General features: G+C 53.9%; 22 protein-coding genes and 1 riboswitch. Of the genes, 15 read left to right on the top strand and 7 right to left on the bottom strand.

Annotation, left to right across the window (positions count from 1 at the left end):
- Window positions 1-145 precede the first annotated feature (145 nt).
- Window positions 146-805 (top strand): hypothetical protein, encoded by a 660-nt coding sequence (locus ACEQU8_RS03560; protein WP_370261512.1) that lies wholly within the window; start codon window positions 146-148, stop codon window positions 803-805.
- Here the strand turns inward: ACEQU8_RS03560 and ACEQU8_RS03555 are convergent.
- The 5 genes from ACEQU8_RS03555 to ACEQU8_RS03535 are packed head-to-tail and all read right to left on the bottom strand — an operon-like array spanning window position 800 to window position 5,045.
- Window positions 800-1,792 carry a tyrosine recombinase XerC gene (locus ACEQU8_RS03555; protein ID WP_370261510.1) on the bottom strand — a complete coding sequence of 331 codons (993 nt, stop codon included), beginning with the start codon at window positions 1,790-1,792 and terminating at the stop codon, window positions 800-802. The two genes, ACEQU8_RS03560 and ACEQU8_RS03555, sit on opposite strands and share 6 nt — an antisense overlap.
- Complete coding sequence (locus ACEQU8_RS03550) at window positions 1,753-2,400, bottom strand: DUF484 family protein (protein ID WP_370261509.1); 648 nt, start codon at window positions 2,398-2,400, stop codon at window positions 1,753-1,755. The genes ACEQU8_RS03555 and ACEQU8_RS03550 overlap by 40 nt, the downstream gene beginning before the upstream one ends.
- Window positions 2,397-3,278, bottom strand: coding sequence for a diaminopimelate epimerase (gene dapF / locus ACEQU8_RS03545; protein WP_370261507.1), 882 nt, complete (start codon window positions 3,276-3,278; stop codon window positions 2,397-2,399). The genes ACEQU8_RS03550 and dapF overlap by 4 nt, the downstream gene beginning before the upstream one ends.
- Before the next feature lie 34 nt (window positions 3,279-3,312).
- Window positions 3,313-4,179, bottom strand: coding sequence for a lysophospholipid acyltransferase family protein (locus tag ACEQU8_RS03540; RefSeq protein ID WP_370261514.1), 867 nt, complete (start codon window positions 4,177-4,179; stop codon window positions 3,313-3,315).
- A 5-nt stretch (window positions 4,180-4,184) separates the two neighbouring features.
- Entirely contained in the window at window positions 4,185-5,045 is an 861-nt protein-coding gene (locus tag ACEQU8_RS03535) for a lysophospholipid acyltransferase family protein (RefSeq protein ID WP_370261505.1), read from the bottom strand.
- 178 nt (window positions 5,046-5,223) lie between these two features.
- Here ACEQU8_RS03535 and metK point away from each other — a divergent pair, with 178 nt between their 5' ends.
- From metK to metF, 4 genes are all read left to right on the top strand, one after another.
- On the top strand, window positions 5,224-6,390 hold the full coding sequence (gene metK, locus ACEQU8_RS03530; protein WP_370261504.1) for a methionine adenosyltransferase: 1,167 nt from the start codon (window positions 5,224-5,226) through the stop codon (window positions 6,388-6,390).
- Window positions 6,391-6,456: 66 nt separating this feature from the next.
- A riboswitch (S-adenosyl-L-homocysteine riboswitch) is annotated at window positions 6,457-6,533 on the top strand.
- A gap of 31 nt (window positions 6,534-6,564) precedes the next feature.
- A complete protein-coding gene (gene ahcY / locus ACEQU8_RS03525) occupies window positions 6,565-7,992 on the top strand; it encodes an adenosylhomocysteinase (RefSeq protein ID WP_370261502.1) in 1,428 nt (475 codons plus the stop codon).
- 104 nt (window positions 7,993-8,096) lie between these two features.
- Window positions 8,097-8,819, top strand: a complete 723-nt coding sequence (locus ACEQU8_RS03520) for a TlyA family RNA methyltransferase (protein WP_370261513.1) — start codon at window positions 8,097-8,099, stop codon at window positions 8,817-8,819.
- Window positions 8,816-9,640, top strand: a complete 825-nt coding sequence (gene metF, locus ACEQU8_RS03515; protein WP_370261500.1) for a methylenetetrahydrofolate reductase [NAD(P)H] — start codon at window positions 8,816-8,818, stop codon at window positions 9,638-9,640. Before ACEQU8_RS03520 ends, metF begins: the two co-directional genes overlap by 4 nt.
- Here the strand turns inward: metF and ACEQU8_RS03510 are convergent.
- Window positions 9,634-10,251 carry a 5-formyltetrahydrofolate cyclo-ligase gene (locus ACEQU8_RS03510; protein ID WP_370261499.1) on the bottom strand — a complete coding sequence of 206 codons (618 nt, stop codon included), beginning with the start codon at window positions 10,249-10,251 and terminating at the stop codon, window positions 9,634-9,636. The genes metF and ACEQU8_RS03510 overlap by 7 nt on opposite strands.
- Here ACEQU8_RS03510 and ACEQU8_RS03505 point away from each other — a divergent pair.
- From ACEQU8_RS03505 to ACEQU8_RS03480, 6 genes are all read left to right on the top strand, one after another.
- Complete coding sequence (locus ACEQU8_RS03505; RefSeq protein ID WP_370261498.1) at window positions 10,250-12,196, top strand: transglycosylase SLT domain-containing protein; 1,947 nt, start codon at window positions 10,250-10,252, stop codon at window positions 12,194-12,196. The two genes, ACEQU8_RS03510 and ACEQU8_RS03505, sit on opposite strands and share 2 nt — an antisense overlap.
- Before the next feature lie 19 nt (window positions 12,197-12,215).
- Window positions 12,216-13,190 (top strand): complex I NDUFA9 subunit family protein, encoded by a 975-nt coding sequence (locus tag ACEQU8_RS03500; protein ID WP_370261496.1) that lies wholly within the window; start codon window positions 12,216-12,218, stop codon window positions 13,188-13,190.
- A 128-nt stretch (window positions 13,191-13,318) separates the two neighbouring features.
- Window positions 13,319-14,500 (top strand): aspartate aminotransferase family protein, encoded by a 1,182-nt coding sequence (locus ACEQU8_RS03495; protein WP_370261495.1) that lies wholly within the window; start codon window positions 13,319-13,321, stop codon window positions 14,498-14,500.
- Window positions 14,501-14,535: 35 nt separating this feature from the next.
- On the top strand, window positions 14,536-15,447 hold the full coding sequence (gene argF, locus ACEQU8_RS03490; RefSeq protein ID WP_370261494.1) for an ornithine carbamoyltransferase: 912 nt from the start codon (window positions 14,536-14,538) through the stop codon (window positions 15,445-15,447).
- A 42-nt stretch (window positions 15,448-15,489) separates the two neighbouring features.
- Window positions 15,490-16,722, top strand: coding sequence for an argininosuccinate synthase (locus ACEQU8_RS03485; RefSeq protein ID WP_370261492.1), 1,233 nt, complete (start codon window positions 15,490-15,492; stop codon window positions 16,720-16,722).
- A 301-nt stretch (window positions 16,723-17,023) separates the two neighbouring features.
- Entirely contained in the window at window positions 17,024-18,151 is a 1,128-nt protein-coding gene (locus ACEQU8_RS03480) for a hypothetical protein (protein ID WP_370261491.1), read from the top strand.
- Here the strand turns inward: ACEQU8_RS03480 and murB are convergent.
- On the bottom strand, window positions 18,148-19,176 hold the full coding sequence (murB, locus tag ACEQU8_RS03475; RefSeq protein WP_370261489.1) for a UDP-N-acetylmuramate dehydrogenase: 1,029 nt from the start codon (window positions 19,174-19,176) through the stop codon (window positions 18,148-18,150). The two genes, ACEQU8_RS03480 and murB, sit on opposite strands and share 4 nt — an antisense overlap.
- Window positions 19,177-19,227: 51 nt before the next feature.
- Between murB and ACEQU8_RS03470 the strand changes: the two genes are divergently transcribed.
- The 4 genes from ACEQU8_RS03470 to ACEQU8_RS03455 are packed head-to-tail and all read left to right on the top strand — an operon-like array spanning window position 19,228 to window position 24,131.
- Window positions 19,228-19,713, top strand: a complete 486-nt coding sequence (locus ACEQU8_RS03470; protein ID WP_370261487.1) for a YajQ family cyclic di-GMP-binding protein — start codon at window positions 19,228-19,230, stop codon at window positions 19,711-19,713.
- Window positions 19,714-19,746: 33 nt separating this feature from the next.
- The gene (locus ACEQU8_RS03465) at window positions 19,747-20,352 is read left to right on the top strand and encodes a hypothetical protein (protein ID WP_370261486.1); all 606 of its coding nucleotides are present in this window, start codon (window positions 19,747-19,749) and stop codon (window positions 20,350-20,352) included.
- Window positions 20,353-20,385: 33 nt separating this feature from the next.
- Window positions 20,386-23,100, top strand: a complete 2,715-nt coding sequence (gene pepN / locus ACEQU8_RS03460; protein WP_370261485.1) for an aminopeptidase N — start codon at window positions 20,386-20,388, stop codon at window positions 23,098-23,100.
- 38 nt (window positions 23,101-23,138) lie between these two features.
- The gene (locus tag ACEQU8_RS03455) at window positions 23,139-24,131 is read left to right on the top strand and encodes a class 1 fructose-bisphosphatase (RefSeq protein WP_370261483.1); all 993 of its coding nucleotides are present in this window, start codon (window positions 23,139-23,141) and stop codon (window positions 24,129-24,131) included.
- Window positions 24,132-24,138: the final 7 nt, after the last annotated feature.

Raw genomic sequence — 24,138 nt, 5'->3', positions numbered from 1 at the left:
AGCTTGTCAGCGAACTTCTGACATGGCGTGCAAACCAAGCTCCTACTTTGAATAATTAGCTTGATTTAAAAGCTTTTTTTCAAGCAAAAGAAAGCACGAGGCCCGGCCGACACTGAACCTGAGTTCCACCGACAGGTTTAGTGCCATGCTTTCGATTCTGCTTTCTTTGACCCTTGGTTTTTCTGCGATTGATCAGGAAAAGTTGCCAGCGGCCCATGTTGAAACCATCGCGCGCGACGTGATTGAGCAGCTTCAGATCGATATGCGCGTGAAGCCAAGCTTGATTGTGACTGAGCGCCCTGAACCGACCCCGTTGGGTGCGATGCTGTATGCGAACGGCAAATGCGTGATCATCATCAATACGCAAAAAAACGCATGGGCCCAGTGGGGTCGTTTTCTGGATGGCCAAAATACGTCGAACTGGGATGGCATCGTGGCCGCCTCGGTAGCGCACGAAATGGGGCATTGTCTAAGAGAAAGCCGAGAGTTTGTTGCCTCGTTCAGCCTGGAGAATAAGCAATTTCGTGGTTTGCAACAGGTCTCTAACACAGGCCTGCCAGCAGACATGGTGTTTAAGCAAGAGCTGTTTGCCGATGCAGTCGCAGTGCTTTACGCTCAAGAAACCTTGGCGGAACAAGCCAGTGAGGTGATTGAGACCATGATCCAAGCGCGATCGAAATACGGCGCCAACGACCCCACTCACAACACAGCAGAGGTGCTGAAGAAACTGCTCAGCAAACCCATGCTTCGGGATGATCACGAAACTCTTGGACAAGCCGCAAAAAGAATGCTGGAAACTTTATGACGAGGACAAGTCCATATCGGATTCACCAGCCCCCTCGCGCTTGAGCGCTCTGGGAAACGCGCTGTCGTACACCTGTGCCAGGTGCGAAAAATCAAGCGAGGTGTAAATTTGAGTGGACGCAATAGAAGAATGGCCTAGCAATTCTTGCACTGCGCGAAGGTTTTGCGACATTTGCAACACGTGCGAGCCAAAGCTATGGCGGAGCATGTGAGGATGCAGGTGTTGTTGCAAGCCAGCCAATTTAGCAAAACGGGCCACATCGAGTTGCGCTTGTCTCACCGACAATCTGCCACCTCTGGCAGACACGAAAAGTGCAGAGTGCGGTACTTCGGAGGAGCACGAGTGAAGGTGTTTTTGCCGTGCATCCATATGCGCCTGAATTGCGGGTAGCAGGGCCTGCATAATCGGTACGACCCGTGCTTTGCTGCCTTTACCCACCACACGAATTTCGCCTTGAGCCAGATCCAGATAGGATTCTGCGCTTGAACCCCCACGGCCCGAAACACTCTCGCTGGTCAGCAGAGCGATAGACATGGCCTCGCTGATTCGAAGGCCAGTTGCGTATAAAAATTCAATCAAAAACCGCGCCTGGCGAAGCTGAAAATCTGCCACATCGAATGGCCGCAGCAAACCTCCCAGCTCATCCACCCCCAGCGCCTTTGGTAGAGACTTTGGGATCTTTGGCGTTTTAATGCCCTCGGCCGGGTTACTTGTACGCAGGCCCTGCTGAACCAGATGCGCGAAAAACCCTCGCAGACTAGAGGCGAGGCGCGCAAGGCTTCGAGGCGCAGCACCGGCTGCATGCCGTTTGGCCAAAAGGGTTTTTAAGTGTGCAGGCGTGGCCTCCAGGGGATGTACAGTGAGATGCGCAAGATCTCGCGAGACCGCCAAAACAGAGTTGCTGGCCTGGCGCTTTTCGAGCGCCAAGTATTCCAGGTAGGCATTAATCAGTGGTTGCCACTGTGCAGGCGGCTCAAAGCTGCGCATGAAATCTCGGCCAGAGAGTTTAGAAAATCAGTTTCCAAAGTAGGCGCAAAACGATCTTTGTCAGGAGACCCCAAAGCGAGCACTCCAAAAGTATTGGGGCTAATGCCCACCCGCAGAGGAATAATCACCACCGAACGGGGCATGGAGTCTTCACCTTGAAACGCAGACAGATCAGGGGCATTGTCAGCAAAGCCGCAGTACAGCCCGGGCATTGCGTCTACGGCCTTTTGAGCACTGGTGGACCCACCCTCTTTGCTTTGCCACAGGTCCAGCCCCACCATTGGCACCAAAAACAACTTTTTGATTTGCTCCACCAAGACCGCTGGAAGTTGCTGGGGATCTTTCACCACCAACAGCGCTCTAGTCAGGCTGAGAAGTTTGTTAATGATGGCCTGATTTTCTACTGCGGCGTGGGTCATTTCTACCATGCGGTGCTCAAGCGCCTTCACTTTGTCTCGCATGGTTTGAACCTGCCGCTCTTGCAGCGAAGCCACGTTGCCGTGGCTTTGCTCAGGCAGCTTGATGAAGGCCAAAACGCCAGGATTTCTGATCAAAAAATCCGGGTTGGCCTTTAAAAAATCGGCCACCATGATGGCTTCTTCGGTCATAAACAATACTCTCCTTCAAAAACTGTTTGTGCTGGTCCGGTCATGAATACATCGCTGTCAGCCTGGCCAGACCATTCAATGGTTAATGTGCCCCCAGCCTTGATGATATCGACCCGCTCAGACAACAGCCCCATCTTCATGCCACAGACGGCGGCAGCACAGGCTCCGGTACCACAGGCCAGCGTCTCACCTACTCCGCGCTCGAACACGCGAAGGTGCGCTCTATTTTTGTCGACCACATTCAAAAAACCCACGTTGACCCGCTCGGGGAATCGAGGGTGACTTTCAAGCGTTGTGCCAAGACTTTGCACAAGGTCATCAGAAGCGGGCTGCTCGAGCTGAATAACCACATGGGGATTGCCCATGCTGGCCACACTCACCCAGAGCTCTTGTCGCCCTCGCCCGGTGTCAGCAGGCAGCAAATATTGGGTGATGGCGCCCACTTGGCGCGTGGCCAACCCATCGGCAACAAACGGTATTCTGGTCGGATCAAACAAGGCTGGCCCCATGTTCACCTTGACCCAATTGTGGCCGATTAACTCAGGCTCAATGATGCCTGCTTGGGTTTCAACCCGAATGCGGGTTTTTGAGGTGAGCTTTTTGTCAAAAACAAACTGAGCAAAACAGCGCGCCCCGTTGCCGCACTGCTGCACCTCGGAGCCATCGGCATTAAAAATTCTGTACTTAAAATCGCAATCGGCTAATGTGGAAGCCTCCACCACAAGAACCTGATCAGCACCCACACCAAAATGGCGATCCGCCAATGCCTTCACCAAACGAGGGCTCAATTCGATATTTTGTTCAATGTTGTTGAGCACCACAAAGTCGTTACCGGCCCCGTGCATCTTGGTGAATGGAATGTGGCTTGTTTGAGTCATGTTGAACGCAATGTGTTGTGGCGAAGAATTTTTATCAGTATATGCGGGCTTCGCCCTGAGGCCGGGTCTTGAATCGTTTGTGTAGCCACAGGTACTGCGGAACGTTGTCTTTTACCCAATCCTCTATACAAGCGTTCATTTTTTGAGTGGACGCGGTTTCGTCTTCCAAAGGGAAGTCTTGCAGAGGTGCATGAACGCAAACCTCATAGCAGCCTCGTCGATATCGGGTGGTGACCGGAATAACCTGGGCCTTGAGCATTTTTGCCAAGCGAGGAACAGCGGTTACCGTGGCGGCTTTTACGCCAAAAAATGGCACAAACACCGAGTCGCGCTCCCCGAAGTCCATGTCGGGCAGGTAATACAAAGGCCTGCCTTGCTTCATGGCGGTCAACAATGGCCGCACGCCTTGCTGCCGTGACAGTAACAGAGGCTCTCCATAACGGGAGCGGCCTTCCAGAATCAACTGGTTGAGCACTTGGTTTTTCTGGTTGGAGTACATGGTGACCATGTCGACTTCAAGGCAGAGGCGCGACCAGGCGGCGTCCAGACCCAAAAAATGAGGGGCCAGCAAAATGGTTGGCTGCCCATTGGTACAGGCCTGCAACATGGACGGGTTCATGATTTTGACGCGCTGTTTAACGATGTCGGCATTGCCGTCCCACAACCAGGCACGATCAAGAAAGGTTCGAAGGTAAAAATAAAGGTGTTGAACCGCCCAGACCACACGGGCGGAGCCGCTAACATGAGGGAAACAGAGACTTAGGTTGGTCAGCATGACCCGGCGACGCTCAAAGGCCAGCAAAAAAAGGAGCAGGGTTAAAAAACCAGCCATGACGATGGCCAGGGCCTGATAAACCGCAAATGGCAGGCGCCCCATGGCAAACCAGCCCTTGATCAACACATGGTTCAAAGCTGCCCCCTTGGATTGGATTTCGGCGGTTTATACCGTTCATAGCCCCAATAATACTGTTCAGGATGTTTCATGATGAGCGACTCCATGGCTTGATTAACTTCCCCTGCCGCCTGCACAGGGTCGGCACTCAGGCGCTCTGGACCAGGGTATAACTCAAGTATGAACCCTTCTCCGTTGGGCTTTCGAACACCAATAGCCAGCACGATGGCCGCCCCCGTGGCCTGTTGCAGGCGCCCCGGCAAGGTCATGGTATACGCAGGTTGACCAAACATATTGGCCCACACGCCCTCCCCCTCAGCTGGCACCTGGTCAGGCAACATCCCCACCGCCTCGCCACGCTTGAGGGCTTTGAGCAAAATTTTTACGCCTGCCAAGGTGGTGGGAGCCAAAGCCACGTTGTTACGCGCACGACTGGCCTCGATGATGTGCTGAATTTCAGCCTTTCGGTTGGGACGATACAACACAGTGATAGGTGCACGTGTTGAAAAAACTTGAGCAGTTGATTCAAAACTACCCATGTGGGGCGTTAAAAAAATAACCCCCTTGCCTTGCGCCTGGGCTTGCTCAATGACCTCCCAGTTTTTGATTTGGGTGCACGCTGCTGCCCCGTGCATGGTGGGTCTGCCCCACAAAAAAGGCAGTTCAAACAAAGCCATCCCCGCATGCGATACCGATCCTCGAATGGCCCGAATACGGGCCAATTCGTCTTGAGGGAAGGCAATGCGGGCATGCTGTTCTATTTTTAACCGGTACGAGGGTGACAATCCATACACCGCCCAGCCCAGTAATGTGCCCAAACCGTGCAACAAGGGCAGTGGCAAGCGCGCGAGTAGATCGAAGGCAATTTTTATCATGCTGGCATTGTAACGATGTTGACCTTCCAAGGCGGTGAGCAATGTTGTATATTTCTAAGGTTCGCTGAGTTAATTGGACAACTTGCGGGGCGAACTAAAACAAATCCGCTAAAGCGTCGCCGAGCTTCAAACTAACAAGTCGGCTTCGCCTAAACCCTTGTTATTTTGGAGCTTTTTTATGAGCAATGAATTTCTTTTTACCTCCGAATCCGTGTCTGAAGGCCACCCAGACAAAGTGGCGGACCAAATTTCGGATGCCGTTCTCGACGCCATTCTTGAGCAAGACCCCACCGCACGCGTTGCTGCCGAAACTTTGACCAATACTGGTTTGGTGGTGATGGCGGGCGAAATTACAACCACCGCCCAAGTGAATTACATCGATGTGGCTCGCGACACGCTCAAGCGCATTGGCTACGACAACGGCGACTACGGCATTGATTACAAGAGCTGCGCCGTGATGGTGTGTTACGACCGCCAAAGCCCAGACATCGCCCAGGGCGTAGACAAAGCCCATGACGACGGTTTGGACCAAGGCGCCGGCGACCAGGGCTTGATGTTTGGCTATGCCTGCGACGAAACCCGCGAGTTGATGCCCTTGGCGATCAGTTTGTCTCACCAGTTGGTGCAGCGCCAAAGCCTGCTGCGCAAAGATGGCCGCCTGGCCTGGCTGCGCCCGGATGCCAAATCTCAAGTGACTGTTCGCTACGTGGATGGGAAACCAGACTCAATCGATACTGTAGTGCTGTCCACCCAACACGCCCCCGATATTGAACTGGCCACATTGCGCGAAGCCGTGATTGAAGAAGTGATCAAACCAGTGCTTCCCAAAGAACTGGTCAAGGGAAACATCAACTTTTTGGTTAACCCCACAGGCCGCTTTGTGATTGGCGGCCCTCAGGGGGATTGTGGCCTGACAGGCCGAAAGATCATTGTGGATACCTATGGGGGTGCTGCTCCCCACGGCGGCGGCGCGTTCTCCGGCAAAGATCCTTCCAAAGTTGACCGGTCAGCTGCTTACGCAGGTCGTTATGTTGCCAAAAACATTGTGGCTGCAGGCCTGGCCGCGCGTTGCCTCGTGCAAGTAAGCTATGCCATCGGTGTGGCGCGCCCCACCTCCATCATGGTCAACACTTTTGGCACCGGAAAAATTTCGGACGCCGCAATCACAGAGCTGGTGCGCAGCCATTTTGACCTGCGCCCCAAGGGCATCGTCAAAATGCTCGACCTGCTGCGCCCAATCTACGCCAAAACGGCTGCGTACGGCCATTTTGGTCGCGAAGAACCCGAATTCAGCTGGGAGCGCACCGACAAGGCCGACGCCTTAAAGGCTGCCGCTGGCGTGTAAGGCCATGCATTTGGAGGGCCCCTTGCGTTGGGCGTGACGGGCCGCTCCAATCCTGATAAAATTGAAGAGTTCGAGGAGCGTTGCGACACCCGTTGATCAGGGTGCTAGGCTCGAACAGGAAACAACAACGGCGCTCACGCTTCTTTCTTTATGGACTTTTCAAAGGAGGGCGTGATGAACGCCATTGCAAAACCCCTGACAGCCACTGGCGAAAATGATTTTTTCGTCAAGAACCTCGCTGAAGCCGACTACGGCCGAAAAGAAATCGCCATCGCCGAAACAGAAATGCCCGGCCTGATGGCCATTCGCCAAGAATATGCAGCGAGCCAACCCCTGAAAGGCGCGCGTATTACCGGTTCTTTGCACATGACCATCCAAACCGCCGTGTTGATTGAAACACTGGCTGCTTTAGGTGCTGAAGTGCGGTGGGCTTCCTGCAACATTTACTCAACCCAAGATCACGCGGCTGCTGCGATTGCTGCCGCTGGCATTCCGGTATTTGCCTACAAAGGCGAGAGCCTCAAAGACTATTGGCATTTCACCCACCGTATTTTTGAGTGGGCCGATGGTGGTTATTCCAATATGATTTTGGACGATGGCGGCGATGCAACACTGCTGCTGCACTTGGGCGTCAAAGCTGAAAAGGACCTGTCGGTGTTGTCCAACCCGGGCAGCGAAGAAGAGGTTTGCCTTTTTGAGTCGATTAAAGAAACACTAAAGAAAGATCCTCAGTGGTACAGCAAGCGCATTGTGCACATCAAAGGCGTAACGGAAGAAACCACCACTGGCGTGCATCGTTTGTACGAAATGCACAAACGTGGCGAGCTGGCCTTCCCTGCGATCAACGTGAATGACTCTGTCACCAAATCCAAGTTTGACAACCTGTATGGCTGCCGCGAGTCGCTGGTCGATGGCATCAAGCGCGCCACTGACGTGATGATTGCCGGTAAAGTGGCGGTAGTGGCGGGTTACGGTGATGTTGGCAAAGGGTCTGCTCAAGCGCTACGCGCTTTGTCGGCCCAGGTTTGGGTCACTGAAATTGATCCAATTTGCGCCCTGCAAGCAGCCATGGAAGGTTACAAAGTGGTCACCATGGACTACGCAGCGGACAAGGCTGATATTTTTGTGACTGCAACCGGCAACAAAGACATCATCACGCACGATCACATGGCCAAAATGAAAGACCAGGCGATTGTGTGCAACATTGGGCACTTCGACAACGAGATCGACATCGCCAGCGTCAAGAAGTATCAGTGGGAAAATATCAAGCCGCAGGTTGACCACATCATCTTCCCTGACGGAAAGCGCATCATCATGCTGGCCGAGGGTCGCTTGGTGAACCTGGGCTGTGGCACTGGCCACCCCTCTTTCGTGATGTCCTCCAGCTTTGCCAACCAAACCATTGCCCAGATCGAGCTGTTCACACAGACCAGCAAGTACCCGGTGGGTGTGTATGTGTTGCCCAAGCACCTGGACGAAAAAGTGGCTCGCTTGCACCTGAAGAAAATTGGTGCGCAGCTCACTGAGCTCAGCCCAAGCCAGGCGGCCTACATTGGCGTGAAGCAAGACGGCCCTTACAAGCCCGACCACTACCGCTACTGATGGCCTAGCAAAGGGGGCCGGCCTTGCGTGCAGACCTTGCGCTGGTTGAGAGGGGCTTGTGCACCAGTCGTGCGCAAGCCCAACAATGCATCGCCCAAGGTCGTGTGCGATGTAGACCCGGCCCACTTGCAGCTTGGATCACAGTTAAAAAGCCTTCCCATTCGGTGGACGCCCATCAAGCGCTCGAATTGCTTGCATCAACCGAGCCTAACTTTGTATCTCGTGGCGGATTAAAATTGCTCGGGGCGCTCGAAGATGTAGCGCTGGACGTCCATGGATTAAAGTGTATGGATTTGGGGCAATCCACAGGGGGGTTTACAGATTGCCTGCTACAACGCGGAGCGGCGAGCGTGATTGGATTGGACGTGGGGCACGGGCAATTGCACAGCGCTTTGCGCGAGCACCCCAAGGTGCACGCCCTTGAGGGGGTCAACCTGTACAAAACAGAGCCAGCCGAAATTTTGAATGTGCTGAAAAGTGCCTGCCCCGAATTTTTGCCCGTCCAATTGGTGGTGGCCGACTTGTCTTTTATTTCTTTGCGCAAGGTGTTGCCCCAAATTGTGGCCTACATGCAAAAGGGATGCTTGGGTCTTCTGTTGGTTAAACCCCAATTTGAGTTGGGCCCACAGCACATTGGCAAAAATGGACTGGTGAAAAACCTGCCCGCCTTATTGCCCGATCTTGAAAAAGACATGAAAACTGCGTGCATCGAGGTGGGGTTGCATGTGAAGCAGTTTTTGCCATGCCAAATCCAGGGTGGCGACGGCAATCAAGAATTTTTTCTGCACCTTGAAAAACAAACCTCTTCTTCTCAAATGTCATCATGAACATGAACATCAGTTTTGAATTTTTTCCAGCAAAAACAGAAGAAGGTGCAGCCAAACTGCAAACCACTTGCACACAATTGGCGGAGCGCAATCCTGAATTTTTTTCGGTGACTTTTGGTGCGGGTGGCACCACACAGGATGGGACACTGAACACCGTCTTGGGCATTCAACGCATGGGGCATGAGGCAGCTCCACATTTGTCCTGCGTCGGAGCCAGCCGCGAGAAAATCAGAGGCCTGCTGAACACCTACCGTGACAACGGAATCAAAAGGATTGTGGCTCTACGTGGAGACCTGCCCTCCGGCACCATGGGCACAGGCGATTTTCGCTATGCCAGTGAGCTGGTTGAGTTTATTCGCGCAGAAACCGGCGAGCATTTTTTTATCGAAGTGGCCGCCTACCCCGAAACCCACCCTCAGGCCAAAAGCCCGGCAGCTGACGTCGAAGCTTTTGTGCATAAAGTGAAATGTGGGGCGAACTCAGCCATCACCCAATATTTTTACAACCCGGATGCATTTTTGTACTTTCGGGACCAAGTGCAAAACCGTGTCAATATTCCGCTGATTCCAGGCATCATGCCCATCACCAATTACAGCCAATTGGCGCGTTTCTCTGACGCGTGCGGCGCTGAAATTCCTCGCTGGATCCGCAATCGCCTGCAGCATTTTGGTGATGACCGGGAAGCCATTCGCTCTTTTGGTTTGGAGGTGGTGACCACCTTGTGTGAAAACCTGATTCGCGAAGGGGTGTCCGGGCTGCACTTCTACACCATGAACAATGCGCAACCCACCCTATCGATTCTGGACGCTTTGGGTTATTGATTTTGCTGTGGCGAGGATGGAAAAATCACCCCGTCCTCGGTGACCACGGCGTCCAGTGCCTGGTCGTGTGGCTCGTGGAACGTGACGTCAAATTCTGTTCCTGAAAATGCAACCCCAACGGACCAGGGCTTCGGATTCAAAGCGGCCAGAGTACTGTCATACCAGCCCGCACCGTAACCCAGTCGATACCCAAGTCGGTGAAACCCAACGCAGGGCATGACCACCACATCGGGCTCACCCCAGTTGCAATCGGCTGGCACGGGAATCCCATATTGACCCGCCACCCATGTGGTGCTTGGCCCAAACTTTGCAAACTTCAAAACCTTGCCGTTTGGGGTTTCACTGCAAACCGGTGTCAGCCAAGTGAACCGAATAAGATTTTTATCACTCAAAAGAGCAAGCAGATCGGGCTCTCCACGAATGGGTTGATAGATTGCCACTGTGCAGGGGCCTCGGGATTGGAGTAGAGTAGAAAGATGCTCGAGCATGCTTGCAACTCGCCAAGCATGCTCCATTGAACTCAAATTCTCCCGATAGGCCAACGCCTGTCGCCTAAACGTTTTTTTTATATCGAACACCATGAATTTAACCCCAACTTTAAAGCTTGTCATGACGCTCACGGTGTGGGGGCTTGGTGCCATCACAGCGCCAGTCTCAGCCGCTGACCCACACGAGGAGTTGGTTAAACAAATCAAGAGCGCTTACGCAGATGGCCATTACGACAACTTTTCAAGGCTGACCGCGCAACTGCCCGCCAACCACCTGTTCCAGCCGTATGCTGAAATTTGGCGTTTCCGCTTTTTCCAGAAAGGGCAGGAAAAACAATCCCCGGATCGTGACGCACCTTGGCCTACCGAGAGTGTAATGCCCTTGCTGGATAAACACGACAACACCTGGCCAGCCGAGTCGCTTCGTCGAGATTGGCTTGAACAACTGGCCCGCAATGGGCAATGGGAGTTGTATGCTCAAGAACGCCCCAAGCTGCGCTATCGCCCCGACCAAGGCGTGGAATGTGCGGACCTGATGCAAGCGGCAGAGCAAGGTCAATTGGTGCGATACAAGGTGAATGCCGTGATTGCGTACGATAAACGGCTTCCCAGAACCTGCCGTACACTGCTTAAAAACCTGTATCGCATGGGGGGCATTAGCGCAAATGACCTGGATCGGCACGTGCTCCAATTGGCTGCGGTCAACCAGCAGTCCAATGCGATCAACTTTGTCAAAGATTTTGCCGACACAGGCTGGGGCCGGCAATTGGATACCAAACTGCTGCAAGAGGCCATGAGCAGTCCAGATGCCTATTTGAAGCGCCGTGCCTCTGTTGAACAAACTGATCTTTACCTGTCTGCCGCGCTCACCCGCAAGGCTGTTCAAGATGCCTCAGGCACGGCATACGACCTGGAAAACAAACACGCCACAAGCCTGTCAACGCCCAACCTTCAGTGGCTATGGGCTCACATCGGGTACAGGGCCGGCCTTCAATGGGACCGCAACGCTTTGACCTACTTTCGGCGAAGCTCGCCCGAGGTGATGAGCAATGAACAAATGGAATGGAAGGTGCGCGCTGCGCTCCTGATTCAAGACTGGCCACAGGTTTACCAAGCCACCTTAGAGATGAATCCAGAGCTACAGGAAGACCGTGCATGGGTGTATTGGCGTGGGCGTGCTTTGGCCGCTCAGGGCAAGACGACCGAGGCCCGCCAAGAATGGCTGAAGGCTGTACACCCGTTCTCTTTTTACGGAAAACTGGCTCACGAAGAATTGGGCCACGTGGTGCAAGCCCCTCCAAGACCGGAGTTGCTAACCGCAGCTGAACTGGACAAAGCCAAAGCGAACAAGGGCCTTCAACGCGCCTTGATGCTGTATGACGCAGGACTGCGCACAGAAGGCTTTTGGGAGTTCAATCTTCAGGTTGCCCAAATGACGGATCGAGAATTGCTTGCAGCAGCCAACTGGGCCAACAAAAACCAGCTTTACGACCGAGCGATAGCTGCGGCTGACCGAACACAGAGCCAACATGACCTTGCGCTTCGTTACCTCACACCCTTTCGCGACAACATGAAGGCAAAAACCAGCAGCATAGGTGTGGACGAAGCTTGGGTTTACGGTTTGATTCGCCAGGAATCACGTTTTGTGACCATTGCCCGCTCTGGTGTTGGCGCCAGCGGATTGATGCAAGTGATGCCTGCCACCGCAAAATATGTGGCGAGGAAGATTGGTTTATCGGACTTTAAACCCGCAGACATCACCGAAATCGACACCAACCTGACCTTGGGCACAAGTTATTTGAAAATGGTGTTTGAACAGCACGATCAATCACCCGTGCTGGCCTCGGCTGGCTACAACGCAGGCCCGAGCCGGCCTAGCCTGTGGAAACGCCGTCTGGGTGCTGGACGCACCATGGAAGGGGCCATGTTTGCAGAATTGATTCCCTTTGATGAAACCCGGGGTTATGTAAAAAATGTAATGTCCAACACGGTGGCGTATTCTTTGCTTTTGAACAATGGCTCGACACCTTTGAAACAAAGACTGGGTATCATTCAGGGATCGGATTGAATATTGCTGACGTATTGGTATGAACAAAACTAAAAACGCTCTGGTCATAGGCGGCTCGGGTTTTATAGGCCAGGCAGTTTGTAACGAATTGGCCAAACAGGGTTACCGAATCACCGTGCCCACGCGGCGGTACAAAAATGCCCGACACCTGTTGACCCTGCCCACCTGCCAACTGGTGGAAGGAAACATTCATGACCGCGCCACCTTGGGCCGCTTGGTGGCTGGGCAGGATGTGGTGATCAATTTGCTTGGCGTTCTGCACAGCAAACCCGGCAAGCCGTATGGGCAGAATTTCCGCGTCAACCATGTGGAGTTTCCCAAGGCTTTGTGCGCCGCCATGTCCAAGCACGGAGTAAAGCGCATTGTTCACATCAGCGCGCTGGGAATTGGTGTTCAAAACCCCGCACCATCCATGTACCTGCGCTCGAAGACGGACGGAGAAGCCGCGATTAAGGACAGCGGTTTGGCCTGGACCATTCTGCGCCCCTCAGTGGTGTTTGGTCGGGATGACAAATTTTTAAATACCTTTGCTTCATTGGCGAAACTCGCGCCAGTTATTCCGCTGGCAGGTGCCCAAGCGCGCTTCCAACCCGTTGCGGTTGGTGATGTGGCCAAAGCCGTAATGGCCTGCATTCAAGACGCCAATAAAGACACGATTCACAACACCTACGACTTGGTTGGCCCGGAGATCTACACGCTCAAGGAGCTGGTTTTGCTGTCAGCCAAGGCCATCGGCCGTTCCCCCTTGGTCTTCGGCGTGCCAGATGCTGTCGGCAAAGCGCAGGCTTTGGTCATGGAACTGATGCCAGGTGAACCACTCATGAGCCGCGACAACGTGGACTCCATGAAAATCGACAATGTGCGCACATCGGGTCGTGTTTTCCCATTGGCTGTTTACGAGAACCTTTCCGTGGTCGCACCCGAATATCTCAAAGCCCGTCATTTGCCCTCCGATCTTGACGAGTTCCGACGAGGCGCTCACCGCCAAGACTAGCCCTTAAGCTTTGATTCATCGTACAATTTCGGTTTGGGTTTAGCATCCAAGTGACTCTTTGCGAGGACTTGGCGCCTAAGCTGACCGACCTTGTTTTATTTTGCCGCCATTTCTCAGCGAGTTTTGCCGTGACCGATTTTTTGATGAAAACCTATGCCCGCCAACCCATTGCTTTCACCCATGGTGAAGGTGCTTGGCTATGGTCCACGGACGGTAAAAAATACCTGGATGGTCTGTCAGGCATTGCAGTCAACGGGCTGGGGCACAACCACCCCAAGTTGGTGAAGGCCATCGCCGAGCAGGCTGGCAAATTGATTCACACCTCCAACCTGTATGGGGTGGTGGAACAGCAGCAATTGGCCAAACGGTTGTGCGAATTGTCTGGCATGCAAGAGGCATTTTTTTGCAACTCGGGCGCTGAAGCGAACGAAGCTGCAATCAAGTTGGCCCGCCACTACGGACACAAGCGAGGCATTGAAAACGCTAAAATTATTGTAATGGAGAGGGCCTGGCACGGCCGTACTCTAGCCACGCTTGCAGCCACAGACAGCCCCAAAGCCAAGGTCGGCTTTGGAGAGTTGCCAGGCGGTTTTGTGCGCGTGCCCTACAAAAATTTTGCCGCCATTGAGCAGGCGGCAGACGACCACCCAGAAATTCAAGCCGTGCTGCTCGAAGTGCTGCAGGGCGAGGGGGGCATCAATGTGGCCGACACGGATTATCTGCAGGCGCTTCGCAACTTGTGCACCGCCAAGGGCTGGTTGCTGATGATTGACGAGGTGCAAAGTGGGATTGGCCGCACTGGCAAGTGGTTTGGCTACCAACACGCAGGCATTTTGCCAGACGTGATCACCTTGGCCAAAGGCTTGGGTTCTGGCGTGCCGATTGGTGCTTGCCTGGCCGCGGGCCCAGCCGCTGCGGTCATGACCCCAGGCACCCATGGCACCACCTTTGGCGGAGGCCCCTTGGTGTCTGCAGCGGCCCTGGCCACGCTAAGGATTATGGAAGAAGAGCATTTGCTTGAACACGCGCCCGCCATGGGCCAGTTGATTCGCGCCACATTGGGTCGCGAATTGGCGGGCATCGCTGGTGTCAAAGACATTCGCGGCCGAGGTCTCATGGTGGGCGTTGAATTGTGGAAGCCTTGTGCGGAACTGGTTGGCATAGCGCGCGACCGTGGTCTAATCATCAACGTGACCCGCGACAATGTGGTGCGACTCTTGCCGCCGCTGGTGATCAAAAAAGAAGAAGCCGAAAAGCTTGCGATGGAACTGGCGCCTTTGATCAAGGACTTCCTCGCACAAACAGCCTAAGGAGGAACCGGCCTGCATGGCGGGCCGGCTTACACATGCCGATTAAACACTTTTTGCAGTTCAGCGACATCACCCGGGATGAGTTCGACTATTTGATGAACTTAACCCGTGACGTGAAAGCGAGGTTCAAACGCTACGAGCCATATTACCCGCTGCAAGACCGCACCCTGGTGATGATTTTTGAAAAAGCATCCACCCGCACACGCCTTAGCTTTGAAGCCGGCATGCACCAGCTGGGGGGGTCTGCCATTTATTTGAACACCAAAGACTCACAATTGGGACGCGGGGAACCCGTTGAAGATGCAGCGCAGGTCATCTCGCGAATGTGCGACATCGTCATGATTCGCACCTACGAACAAGAAATCGTTGAGCGTTTTGCAGCCAACAGCCGCGTGCCGGTGATCAATGGTTTGACCAATGAATACCACCCCTGCCAAACCTTGGCTGACATTTACACCTTCATTGAGCGCCGAGGCAGTATTCAGGGCAAAACTGTGGCCTGGGTGGGTGATGGCAACAATGTGTGTGCCACTTGGCTTCAGGCGGCCGAATTACTCGACTTTAAAGTCAATATTTCAACCCCGGCAAACTACAACATCGACACCAGCAAGGTGAATATCCAAGGCACCCATCATGAATGGTTTGCAGACCCCATGCAGGCCTGTAAAGGTGCAGATATCGTCACCACCGATGTGTGGACCAGCATGGGCTTCGAAAAAGAGAACAAAGCGCGAATGGAAGCGTTTGCCGAGTTTCAGGTGGATGCCGACATGATGGCCGTGGCCGATTCTGAGGCTTTGTTCATGCACTGCCTACCAGCCCACCGCGGCGAAGAAGTGGCCGCAGAAGTGATTGACGGGCCACAAAGCGTGGTCTGGGAAGAGGCTGAAAACCGTCTTCATACGCAGAAGGCCTTGATGGAATTTCTTTTGTTGGGGCGCAAATGAACCTGCGCTTTTCCTGCTAACCCTTTCTAAATATTAAGCATCATGAGTGACGTAAACAAAGTAGTGCTGGCCTATTCAGGCGGCTTGGACACCTCGGTGATCTTGAAGTGGCTTCAGGACACCTACGGTTGCGAAGTGGTTACTTTTACAGCCGATTTGGGCCAAGGTGAAGAGCTGGAACCGGCCCGCCAGAAGGCACTGAAATTTGGCATCAAGCCGGAGAATATTTACATCGATGATGTACGCGAAGAATTTGTTCGCGATTTCGTGTTTCCCATGTTCCGCGCCAACACCGTTTACGAGGGTGAATACTTGTTGGGCACCTCGATTGCCCGCCCTTTGATCGCCAAACGGCTAATCGACATTGCTAGAGAAACAGGCGCCGATGCCATTTCGCATGGCGCGACCGGCAAAGGCAACGACCAAGTGCGCTTTGAGCTGGGCGCATATGCCCTGATGCCTGGGGTAAAAATCATCGCCCCTTGGCGCGAATGGGACCTGCTCAGCCGCGAGAAGCTGCTGAAGTACGCCGAAGACGCCGGCATTGAAATTGACATGAAGCACAAGAAGGGCGGAGCGCCCTACTCCATGGACGCCAACCTGCTGCATATCAGCTATGAGGGGCGCCACTTAGAGAACCCCAGCGCCGAAGCCGAGGAAAGCATGTGGCGCTGGACCGTGAGCCCAGAGGCAGCGCCCGATGAGGCGGAGTATCTCGACCTGGAATACGAGCGCGGCGATATCGTGGCCTTGAATGGCAAAAGAATGAGTGCTGCGGAAGTGCTCACTGAACTGAACCGGATCGGGGGCAAACACGGAATAGGCCGCCTGGACTTGGTAGAGAACCGCTATGTGGGCATGAAAAGCCGGGGATGCTACGAAACGCCTGGGGGCACCATCATGCTCAAGGGGCACCGTGCGATCGAATCCATCACCTTGGACCGTGAGGTGGCTCACCTGAAAGACGACCTGATGCCCCGGTATGCCAGCCTGATTTATAACGGCTACTGGTGGAGCCCGGAACGAGTGGCCCTTCAAACACTGATTGATCACACCCAGCAGACAGTGAATGGTTGGGTTCGCTTGAAGCTCTACAAAGGCAACGTGATTGTGGTGGCCCGCGACTCCAAAACTGATTCGCTTTTTGACCAGAATATTGCGACCTTTGATGAAGACGGCGGCGCTTATAACCAAGCCGACGCCGGCGGATTTATCAAGCTCAATGCACTGCGCATGCGAATTGCCGCCAACGCCAAGCTCAAGCGCGGCCAGTGAACAGGGCAAGCTTCGTAAAAAAGCCGGCGTAAGCCGGCTTTTTTTTGAACTGTGCGGCCTGTTTAGCTCACTTAAAGACAGGAGTTAACCACTTAATTTGCCCATGTGCCGTCCAAACCAGCGAGTTTTCAAGATCATCGTGAGCCTTGCGCTGATGGCATGCCCCTTATTGAGCGCTGCCCAATCAGCTTTTACACCTAGCCCGCGAGGCCATACTGCAATTGGATTTGCCGCCCACCCACAGAGCGTGAGCGCCACCGCGGGAGCGGAGGTCACTCTGGCCACGCTTTTGAGAGGGCCAGTGAAATCCATTATTTGGAGAAAGAACGGCGTCCCCATTCCCGATTCCGATTCATACCAAATCACCGTACTTGCGCCAGATGACCCGTTGCGCCCAGACCGATATGAAGCGGAAATTCGGGACGCATTTGGCAATCATTTGTTAAGCCAAGGCGCCTCCGTCAGCAGTGCCTTAAGGCCGATGAAAGCAGCCTCCATTGAACCTGCGGTGTACAACAATTGGCTAAAACTGCAGGCCATCTTTGAACTTCCTGGACTGTTCCAGACGGCCACCTACGCGTTGGAAGAGGAAGTTGGAGGTTGGCACAAAGGCTCCGACAGGATTCTACGCAATTTGAGTGCATGCCAAGCACAGCCCGGAATAGAGGTGATCAGTGCTGTACCAGGCGATACAGAGAACACGCAAGGTTTGAAACTGGTCTTGGACGGTTGCATGATTCGACGCTTTAATGTGCACGGAGAAGAACGTAACATGCTGTACAGCGGACAGTATCTGCAATCAATCCGCAGTTTTCGCGGCACAGACTCGGAAACCTGGAAACACGAGCGTTTTGCTCGGGACCTGCGCATTGCTTTTGACAATACACCACCGTCCAGACACGATAACACCGCCAACTTTGACACCACACTCAATGGAAAGCTGACGCACACACGCGAAATTCAGCGCGTAGGTGACCAACACCAGCGGCTGCGAGAAACCTTTGAATGGAGCAAAGGCAGTAGCATTGTGAACCCGCAAACCGGAGTGTCGGTGATCTTTCAAAGCGGCACGTTTGTGCGCGAGTATTTTGGAAAGTCAAACTTGATTGACACGCAGCCTGAACGAAGCTCTGAATACTTTAAGGATTTACGTCTTTTGGTCAACGGCAAAACATTGGTGCTCGACGGCCTGGTCAATCGGGTGTACTCCGCGGGAGAAATTAAACGCACGGGGCAGTTTACTTTGTCAGTCAATGGCAAAAAGGTATTGGTGACCAGTGGCAGCGCCACACCTTTGCAGGGCTTGGACGGTGATTTGCCTTATGTTCCCAAATTTGTCGGCGTATTCACCAACGACCACCTTCAGGCACCAAAATCGCCCGCGCGAGCGCGCACGGCGATGGTTACAGGACAAGCGCGGGCAAACTAAATTAAATTGGGCTCAGCAGACAAAGCCACGCCAAACTTGGCTTGGACAACAGACTGAATGTGGTTAATGAGGGCGACCAACTCACCGCCCTGCCCCCGCCCATGATTGACCAAAATCAGAGCTTGTCGGTGATACACGCCAACATCCCCGACTTTAAACCCCTTTAACCCGCACTGCTCGATCAACCAGCCTGCCGCCAACTTCACCTGCCCATCGGGCATGGGGTACTGCACCATGCCTGGAAAAGCAGCTCGCAGCGCCTGAGCCTGTGCAGCGGGCACAATGGGGTTTTTAAAAAAACTGCCGCTGTTGCCAAGCACCACCGGGTCCGGCAGCTTGCTGCTGCGAATGTCAATCACTGCCTTCATCACATTTTTTGGGCTTGCACCGCCCAGTTCTTGAACACGCTCGGCCACGTCGCCGTAACCGAGCTCAGCTTGCCATTTCACTGGCAGAGCAAAATCTACGGCGGTGATGATGTATGTGTTTGATGGAACCTGCTTAAACACGCTCTCGCGGTAGGAAAATTGACACTCAGCTTTTGTGAATACCCTAAAACAAGCCTGCTGAACGTCCCACACATGGACCGCCGCCAGACGGCTTTCGAGTTCCACCCCGTAAGCGCCGATGTTTTGCACAGGGCTGGCCCCAACTGCCCCGGGGATAAGCGCCAGATTTTCTAGGCCTGGCAGACCTTGAGCCACGGTCCACTCCACAAAACTGTGCCAGTTTTCGCCCGCCATGGCTCGAACCAGATGATGCGTACCATTGCAGCCCAGCCGCTGCTTGCCCTGGATACGCATCAACCAGACCGTCATGGCGTAGTTGGGCTGGGTGAACACGGTGTTGCTGCCCTCCCCCAGCAACAAGACGGGCTCGCCGGCGCGCACTTGCTGGGCAAAGGAATGCAAATCGGTCTGGCTTTGAATCACACGCAAAGCGTTGGCTTTTGCCCTCAGCCCGAAGGTGTGCAGGGCTTGAAGGTCAACAGGGGAAGAGTCGGTGACCGACGCGGAGGCTGACATGGGGCAGGCTCTAACGATTACAATGGGGCATTATGCTTGAAGGATTGAACTATGCCGTCTTTTGATGTGGTCTGCAAACCCGACCTGATCGAATTGCGCAACGCAGTGGACCAGGTTAACAAAGAAATCACCAATCGATTTGACTTTAAAGGCTCGGACTCCCGACTCGAGTTAAGCGATAACACGCTGTTTGTGTACGCCGACGACGATTTCAAACTTGACCAGGTGGCCGAAATCATTCGCAACAAATTCGCCAAACGAAATGTGGATGTACGCTTTTTGACCTTCGACAAAAAGGAAAAGATTTCTGGTGACAAACTGAAGCAAACCGTGCTGGTTAAAAATGGTCTGGACAAAGACCTGGCCAAGCAGGTTGTGAAAGAGGTCAAGGACAGCAAGCTGAAGGTTCAGGCCAGCATTCAGGGCGACACGGTGCGGGTGCAAGGTGCCAAACGGGATGATCTGCAAAGCGCCATTGCCATGCTGAAACAAAAGGTCACAGACACACCTTTGGGTTTTGAGAATTTCCGCGATTAATTGTTATACACGCCCCTTTCGAAAGGAATGCCCATGAGCGCCGATCACAATCACGAACACCATCACGATCACCATGATCATGGCCATGAACACGGTTCCCAATGCGGACACAATCACGATGTGGTTTACAACAAGGTGGTTAAAGCACAACACAAGGTGGCCAGTGTGCTGCTGCGAAATGCAAAAATGCTGCCGCTGACCTTTGATCAGCGGCAGCAAATGCCCCATGACGTGCAGGCCAGCGATGGGAGCACGGTGATTTGCCACATCCATGACGCCGTGGAGGTGGGAGACAAATTGGTTTCAAATACAAACCAGTGGGCCATCGTGGAAGCAGCACCTGAGGAGTTATTCGAAGTGGCGAGGGGGCAAAAAGGCTTTGAAGAGTTTCTACATGTGGCGGGCTTGAGTTTTTGGCCTGTGCAACTCAACGATGCGGGTGCCCGTGTGGTTGCCAGTCATGAATGCATGCACATGCTGGAACACTTTGGCCTGACCTTTGGCACGGTCACTGCCCCGATGCACGAGATTGTGGCGCCCGACATTAAACACCATGACTGTTGTGGGCATGACCACAGCCACGATCATCACCACGACCACGGGCATCACCACGGCCCCGATTGCGGGCATGACCACTAAAGCGCGTTGACCGCAGCACAAGGAAACACCGGCATGAGAGATGCACAAGCCCCAGTGACCTTTTATCGTAAAGACTACAAGGCGCCAAACCACAAAATCCGCAAGACCACCCTGAGGTTTACCCTCGACCCAAAGCGGACCAGAGTCTACAGCCAACTGGAGTTTGCGCCCTGGCATGAGGATCAAGCCCACGATTTACCTCTGGAGCTGGATGGCGAGGACCTTGAACTGTTGACAGTGCGACTGAACGGCCAAACTCTGAGTGCCAGTGCCTACACGCAGACAGCTACAGGGCTGAGCATTCACAGCCCAGGGTCCAGCGGGGTCTTGGAAATTGAGGTGTGTATTCAACCGGATCAGAACACGCGGCTTGAGGGCCTTTATGTGTCGAACGGGAATTTTTTCACCCAGTGCGAAGCTCAGGGCTTTCGTCGAATCACCTATTTTCCAGACCGTCCGGATGTACTGAGCACGTTCACTGTGGAGTTGATTGCCAACAAAGGCACTCATCCAGTAACGCTTTCAAATGGCAACTTGGTGGCTGAGCAAGACCTGGGCGATGGCACGCATTTGAGCCGTTGGGAAGATCCTTTTCCGAAGCCGGCCTACCTGTTTGCTCTGGTGGCCGGTCAATTTGTATGCCAGGAAGAAACCATCCTGAAGGGCAACGGAAGCCCAGCTTTGCTGCAAGTGTGGGTGGAACCGGGCAACCTGGATAAAACCGACTTTGCCATGCAAAGCCTGAAAAAGTCGATTGAATGGGACCGCAGGCGCTTCGGCCTTGACCTCGACTTGGACCGCTTCATGATTGTGGCCACTGGTGACTTCAACATGGGCGCCATGGAGAACAAGGGGTTGAATATCTTCAACACCAAATTTGTGTTTGCAAACCCCGAGTTGGCCACCGATGTGGATTTCGAAAACGTAGAAAGCGTGGTAGGGCATGAATACTTCCACAATTGGACCGGCAACCGCGTGACCTGTAGGGACTGGTTCCAACTGTCCCTCAAAGAGGGATTAACCGTGTTTCGTGACCAGGAGTTCTCGGCCGACATGTTGGCCGAAGGCCTGGATGAACGCCAAGCCGCTTCGGCCCGTGCGGTGAAACGAATCGATGACGTAAAGGTACTTCGTGCAGCACAATTTCCTGAAGACGCTGGCCCCATGGCCCACCCGATACGGCCCGACAGCTACCAGGAAATCAACAACTTTTACACGGTGACGGTTTACGAAAAAGGCGCGGAAGTAATTCGCATGCAACACACTTTGCTTGGCGAGTCCACCTTCCAGCGCGGCATGAAAATCTATTTCGAGCGGCATGATGGACAGGCCGTGACCTGTGAAGATTTTGTGTCCGCGATGGAAACTGCTCTTCAGGAGCAGCGCCCTGAGCGAAACCTGAGGCAGTTTAGGCACTGGTACGCTCAAGCGGGCACGCCCGAGGTGGTCGCTACCTGGGTTCAACGCGACGAGCAATTTGAGTTAACCCTGAAACAACGATGCAAGCCCACGCCGGGACAGGCCAGCAAACCGGCATTCCATATCCCTGTGCGCCTGGGTTTGGTTAGCAAACGCACAGGGCAAGACATCGCATTGACGCTGACCAATCAGGAAGCGGCGCTGAACGGGGATGTGCTGGATTTTACAGAGATGGAGCAAACCTTCGTTTTTGAGGGGATCACGGAAGCCGTGGTGCCTTCCCTATTGCGAGGTTTTTCAGCCCCGGTCACCTTGAAAACCGCGCACAGCACCGAGGATTTGATTTTTCTGGCAGGGCATGATTCCGACCCCTTTAACCGGTGGGATGCCTGCCAGCAGGTGTATGCCCAAGCCATTCTGGACATTTACCGGCAGCAAGGTGACACCTCGCAGGCCAGCACCCGCGCTGCGGTTCAAGTGGTCAGCAATTTGCTGACCGACGCCTCATTGTCTGATGGCTTTTTGGCTTTGGCCCTCCAACTGCCTGGCGAGGGCACACTGCTTGAAGCGACAGATGGGTTGGTGGACCCTGTGGCCATGCACATGGCCCGATGCACCCTGCGTGACCTGTTGGCCTGCACGCACGGAGCCGCGTTCCGCGCCATTTATGATGCGCGCAACACCCCAGGGCAAGCCTACATCTACAACGCGATTTCGGCTGGCCAGCGGGCACTCAAAAATGTGGCCATTGGCTATGTGTGCGCCATGGCCGAAGATCGGGATTTGAGCTTGCTAAGCGCCCAATACAAGCAGGCAAACAACATGACCGACCGCATCGCCGCCCTAAACCTGTTGGTACACCTGGGCCCAGCTGATGCTCCTGAGTTGCAAGCCTACTATCAACAATTTGAACAACAGCCGCTTGCCTTGGACAAATGGTTCATGCTGCAGGCGACCATTCCGGCCAGCAATTCCTTGGTGAACACGGCGGAGGTGGTCAAGGGGCTGTTGGCTCACCCGGCATTCACCCTGAAAAATCCCAACCGCGCCAGGTCTGTTTTGGGTGCTTTTGCCATGCAAAACCCGAGTTGCTTCCATGGTCATGACGGGTCGGGCTACGCCCTGTGGGCCGACCAGGTGATTGAACTGAACCGCATCAACCCCCAAGTGGCTGCGCGCATGGCGAGAGCCCTTGATCGCTGGACCAAGCTGATTCCTGCCCTGCAAATGAAGGCCAAGGCTCAGCTGGAGAGGGTGTTTGAAGTTGATGAATTGTCTGCCGACGTGCGGGAAGTGATTGGCAAAGCCCTGGATGCCACCTCGCATTGATTAAAATGCATGCAAATTTAAATTGAAAGGAAACATCGATGACCACCCTTGCCCAGTATCTTCAAAACGCCAGCCAATCCAAGGGATCAGGATGCATCAGCACGCAGATGGTCACATTGGTTTTGGCCATTGCCGACGTGTCGCAACGCATTTCGGCCGCTGTGCACAAAGGCGCTTTGGGAGGAGTGTTAGGCTCTGCTGACACCGAAAACGTACAGGGCGAAACCCAGAAGAAACTGGATGTCATTGCCAACGACATGATTTTGGAAGCCTTGGCAAAAACAGAAGTGGTCGCAGGCATGGCCTCGGAAGAGCTCGATGACTGCTCGCCAGTGGCAGGGCATGAGGACAAACCTTTTTTGGTTTTGTTTGACCCCTTGGATGGGTCGAGCAACATCGATGTCAACGTTTCTATTGGAACCATTGTGTCGGTGTTACCCAACCCGGCCAACGGCCCCGTCACCAATCAAGCTTTTTTGCAAGCCGGTACTGCCCAACTGGCGGCCGCTTATGTAGTGTATGGCCCACAAACCCAGTTGGTGCTTACTTTTGGCCATGGCGTTGTGGCCTTTACTCTGGATCGCGACGCAGGCCAATACATTCAAACATCAAACGGGATGGAAATTCCTGCCGACACCAAAGAATTTGCCATCAATATGTCGAATCAGCGGCATTGGTATCCCCCGGTGCAGCGCTACATCAGCGAGTTGCTGGCCGGCAAAACTGGCTCGCGTGGACAAGACTTCAACATGCGCTGGAGCGCCTCCATGGTGGCCGATGTGCACCGTGTCCTAACCCGAGGCGGAATTTTTATGTATCCCAAAGACCTGCGCGACCCCAATAAGCCGGGCAAGTTGCGCTTGATGTATGAAGCCAACCCCATGAGCTTTTTGGTAGAGCAAGCCGGGGGGGCGAGCTTTGACGCCGCCCAGCGCATATTGGACATTCAACCCACCGAGTTGCACCAACGCTGCGCCGTGATGCTGGGGTCAAAAAACGAGGTAAATTTGGTGGCGGGCTACCACCAATAGTTGAATC

Origin of the sequence: Limnobacter sp., assembly GCF_964228395.1 — a bacterium.
GTDB lineage: Bacteria > Pseudomonadota > Gammaproteobacteria > Burkholderiales > Burkholderiaceae_B > Limnobacter.
Note: the sequence above shows the minus strand (reverse complement) of the source record. Positions and strands in the feature narration are given on the sequence as shown.